Origin of the sequence: Paenibacillus ginsengihumi DSM 21568, assembly GCF_000380965.1 — a bacterium.
GTDB classification, from domain to species: domain Bacteria; phylum Bacillota; class Bacilli; order Paenibacillales; family NBRC-103111; genus Paenibacillus_G; species Paenibacillus_G ginsengihumi.
The window spans coordinates 1-4,328 of the sequence record NZ_KB905669.1; the positions used below are offsets into that span (position 1 = coordinate 1).

4 protein-coding genes and 1 pseudogene are annotated in these 4,328 nt (G+C 55.8%); all 5 read left to right on the forward strand.

Annotation, left to right across the window (positions count from 1 at the left end; all coding sequences use genetic code 11):
* On the forward strand, nucleotides 1-248 hold a 248-nt coding region (locus F591_RS31080), incomplete at its 5' end, for a transposase (protein WP_211217630.1).
* Between the two features lie 52 nt (nucleotides 249-300).
* A pseudogene (locus tag F591_RS33355) lies at nucleotides 301-915 on the forward strand (ABC transporter transmembrane domain-containing protein); the annotation flags it as partial.
* A gap of 207 nt (nucleotides 916-1,122) precedes the next feature.
* A complete protein-coding gene (locus F591_RS33360) occupies nucleotides 1,123-1,782 on the forward strand; it encodes an ABC transporter ATP-binding protein (protein WP_281166734.1) in 660 nt (219 codons plus the stop codon).
* Nucleotides 1,783-2,102: 320 nt separating this feature from the next.
* Complete coding sequence (locus F591_RS0126735) at nucleotides 2,103-2,291, forward strand: YezD family protein (protein WP_019537610.1); 189 nt, start codon at nucleotides 2,103-2,105, stop codon at nucleotides 2,289-2,291.
* Between the two features lie 94 nt (nucleotides 2,292-2,385).
* On the forward strand, nucleotides 2,386-3,729 hold the full coding sequence (locus tag F591_RS0126740; RefSeq protein ID WP_019537611.1) for an LLM class flavin-dependent oxidoreductase: 1,344 nt from the start codon (nucleotides 2,386-2,388) through the stop codon (nucleotides 3,727-3,729).
* Nucleotides 3,730-4,328 lie beyond the last annotated feature (599 nt).

Here is a 4,328-nt window from a genome sequence, read left to right on the forward strand (position 1 = left end):
GGTTTGACCGCTGGCTGGGACAAGGGGAACATTTTCAGCATCCGGCAGTAGCCACCTGCATCAAAACGATGCGAAACTGGCGAACGGAGATCGTCAATTATCACTCCTGTCGGTGGACCAATGCGGCGGTTGAAGGAAGAAACAACCGAATGAAAGCCTTTCAACGCCGACATTACTTCACCCGGAACCGGGAACGTTACGTACAAGGACTTCTGGTCGAATGTAACCGTGAACGATTTGGTACATAAAGTCAAGCACTAACTTTGATGTTGAGCCCATTTTTATACGGACTATTACGGTCATATGCTTGGCGCCAGGATGGAGGCCGACATGCGCGACGACTTGTTCCGCCACGTACAAGGTCTGTCCTTTCGGTTTCACAGTCAGACGACGACCGGACAGCTGATGTCCCGCGCGACGAACGATCTGTTCACGATCTCGGAGCTGGCCCATCACGGGCCGGAGGATGTCGTCATTTCGCTCGTACGCATCATCGGCTCCGCGGCGATCCTATGGCATATGAACGGGCTGCTGGCACTTACGCTGTTCGGTATTCTGCCTTTTATGTTTCTCTTCGCCTACCGTTACAGCTTGAAGGTGAAAGATGCGCTGAAGCGGAACAACGAGCGGATCGGCGACATCAACGCGCAGCTGGAAGACAGCTTGTCCGGCATTCGCGTCGTGCAGTCGTTCACGGGCGAAGCGCTCGAAACAGCCAAGTTTCGCGATGCGAACCGATCGTTTTTGGAGAGCCGGAAGCGAAGCTATCTGGCCGAAGCTTTGCTGTTCAACGGGCTGACATCGTTCATGTCGTTCATGAATATCGCCGTCGTGGTGGCGGGCGCCGTCCTGATCAGCCAAGAGCGGCTGCAGCTTACCGAATTGATCACGTTTCTATTATATATGAACACGATCACGGATCCGGTGAAAAGACTCGTCAACTTCACGCAATTTTTGCAAAACGGAATCGCCGGGTTCGAGCGCTTCGTAGAGCTGCTTCAGGTCAAGCCGGATATCGCCGATGCGGAGGATGCCGTCGAGTTAGAGCGGGTGCGGGGATGTGTCGAATTTTGCGGTGTCGGCTTTCAATATGACGAGGGCGGCCCTTATGTATTCCGAAATATGAATCTCTCCGTGCAACCGGGCGAATATGTCGCGCTCGTCGGCTCGTCCGGCGTCGGCAAAACGACGCTCTGCCAGCTGATTCCCCGGTTCTATGATGCGACGGAAGGCGATATATTTATCGATGGCGCGAATATCCGGAACGTGACGCTGAAGTCGCTGCGCAGCCATATCGGAATCGTGCAGCAGGACGTCTATTTGTTCGCGGGGACGATTCGGGACAATATTTTGTACGGAAAACCGGACGCCTCCGAGGAGGAAGTGATCGCCGCTGCGAAGCATGCCCATGCGCATGAGTTCATTATGAGTTTGCCGAACGGCTTCGATACTTATGTCGGCCAGCGGGGAATCAAGCTGTCCGGCGGGCAAAAGCAGCGCATCAGCATCGCGCGCGTGTTCCTGAAAAATCCGGCCGTTCTGATCTTCGATGAAGCGACCTCCGCGCTCGACAACGAGAGCGAGCGGGCCGTGCAGGAGAGCCTGGAACGGCTGGCCTCGCAGCGCACGACCTTCGTCATCGCCCATCGGCTGTCCACGATCCGGAATGCGGATCGCATCGTCGTCATCACGGAGCAGGGCATTGCCGAAGAAGGGACGCATGAGCAGCTTCTGGAGCGGGACGGGGAGTACGCCAAGCTGTATCGGCTGCAGTTCAGGTAAGCGGCCGTGCCGGTTCGCGGATAAACGCCGCCGGCAAAGCTGTCCGGGCCTTATAGGAGCGCCGCAATGTGCCTTTCTTGCAAAATTGGGAAGCGGCCTCCTTCGGCTCTGCCGATTACCGGAAGCCTGCTGACGGGGAATTTCGGGCATTGTGACCGACGGCATTCGACTCCGTACATGGATTGCGCTGGCGTTCATTCCATTTTGGCAACATCTCGTCAGGCCATTGACTTCCCTTCTGTTCAGGCATATACTTCATACAAACAATAACCAAGTATACACATCGGGAATATCGAAAATATGTACCGGAGGGATAATCTATGGCAAAGCCGCTGACAATCGACGAATTATGGAAGGAACGTATCGCCCAAAGCTTAAACGGCATCGAATACGGCACGGTGCAAATTGTTGTGCATGACGGCAGGATCGTGCAGATCGAACGAATGGAACGCAAACGGTACGAACCGGATTCGCCGCGATTAAAGAAAGGCACGGCGACCTTGGCTTAAAGTTGATCGGAGCGACCGGATAACCGGAGACGAAGCGCACCTCGCGCTCGTCTCTTTTTTATTTCAATACAGTATCGAAGGAGTGTAGAGGACGATGGGTTCTGCAAAAAGACAGCTCCACCTGAATGCGTTCCTGATGAATACCGGGCATCACGAGGCGTCTTGGCGGCATCCCGGGACGTTTCCGCATTTGGCGACGGATATCCGGTATTACCAGAAGCTGGCGCAAATCGCCGAAAGAGGAAAGCTGGACTCGCTGTTTCTGGCCGACGGGTACGCGCTGCAGGGCGATGTGAGCCATCGCGTCGTCACCGGGCTCGAGCCGTTGACGCTGTTGTCCGCTCTTGCGGCGGTAACTGAGCATATCGGTCTGATCGCCACCGTCACGACGACCTATAACGAGCCTTTTCATGTCGCCCGAATGTTCGCTTCGCTGGACCATATCAGCGGCGGCCGGGCCGGCTGGAATATCGTCACTTCCTCGGGCGACGCGACGGCGCAAAATTTCAGCCTGGAGCGGCACACCGAGCATCACTCGCGCTATGTCCGGGCCAGAGAGTTCGTCCAGGTCGTCACCGGTCTGTGGGATTGCTGGGAGGACGATGCGCTCGTCATCGACAAGCAGGCCGGCGTGTTTGCCGATTCCGCCAAGGTCAGGCCGCTTCGTCATCGTGGAGCCTCCTTCTCGGTCAAGGGGCCGCTGAACATTCCGAGGTCGCCGCAAGGCCACCCTGTGCTCGTTCAGGCAGGCTCCTCCGAAGACGGCAAGGCGTTTGCGGCAGAGTTCGCGGAAGCGGTGTTTACCGCCCATCAGACGCTGGCGGCTGCGCAGGCGTTCTATGCCGATGTCAAGGGGCGATTGGCGGCTTGCGGCCGTTCGCCCGAGCAGCTGCTCATTTTGCCGGGCGTCAGCCCGGTGATTGGCGCGACCGAAGCCGAGGCGAAGGAAAAGGAGGCGGAGCTGCACGAGCTGACGATCCCGGAGTACGGACTAAACCGCCTGTCTCAGCTGCTGCAGATCGATTTGTTCTCCTATCCGCTCGACGGACCGCTTCCCGAGCTGCCGGACGTTCGCGACATCAACGGCAACAAGAGCCGCTTTCAGCTCGTGGCCGAAATGGCCCGCCGGGACAATCTGACGATTCGCGAGCTGATTCTCCGCACGGCGGGCGCCCGCGGGCACTTGACCTTCGCCGGTACGGCCGTGCAGCTGGCTGATTTGATCGAGCATTGGTTCAAGGAAGGAGCGGCCGACGGCTTCAATGTGATGCCGCCGTATTTTCCGGGTGCGCTGGAGGATTTCGTGGATCTTGTCGTGCCCGAGCTGCAGCGAAGGGGACTGTTCCGAACGCAGTACGAAGGCCGGACGCTGCGCGACCGGTTCGGGCTGTCGAGGCCGTCAGCGCGCGCTTCTTACGAAATGAAACTAGCAGACTGACCCGTAGACCGGGCGGATCGCTATCATGCGTCGACGTACCGCGCGCTGCTCCTGGCGCGCGGTGCAAAAAGAACCGCTGCGGACGAGAAATTAAGCCGCAGACAATCTTCTCCTCCTCCTCTGGGTCCCCTCCGGTTTCAGCTTCAACGTGCTGCGGCTCAAATAAATGAAGCGTGCGAAACGGGAATATTGCATAAAATACAATACTTCTTCCGATATTCGCAAGAAAGAGGCCAGAATGCTGCACTCAGTACAACAATTCTTCCTGATCGCCGCAAAAATGGGTGAAATCCGCACTAGCTTTGCAACAAACCTGACATGAAAGTAAATATTCCTATAAATGTATTTTGTTGATTATTTTTTCTGGAAAATCGCAAAAAAATCTCCTATTGTAAACGTAGAGGGCGTGTTACCCAATCCGTTTACAAAGGAGACACCATATGGGTAACAATATCTCAAAAACCGTTATCAGTCAATGCCTTGAATGGTTGAATATTCCCGAATTTGTTTGCGATTTCCTCGATTATCGCAAACAAAAGCTCAAGCTTGCTGCTTCCATCTATTTGTTCGTCGAGGCTCAATTGTCCAACCGAAAAGAC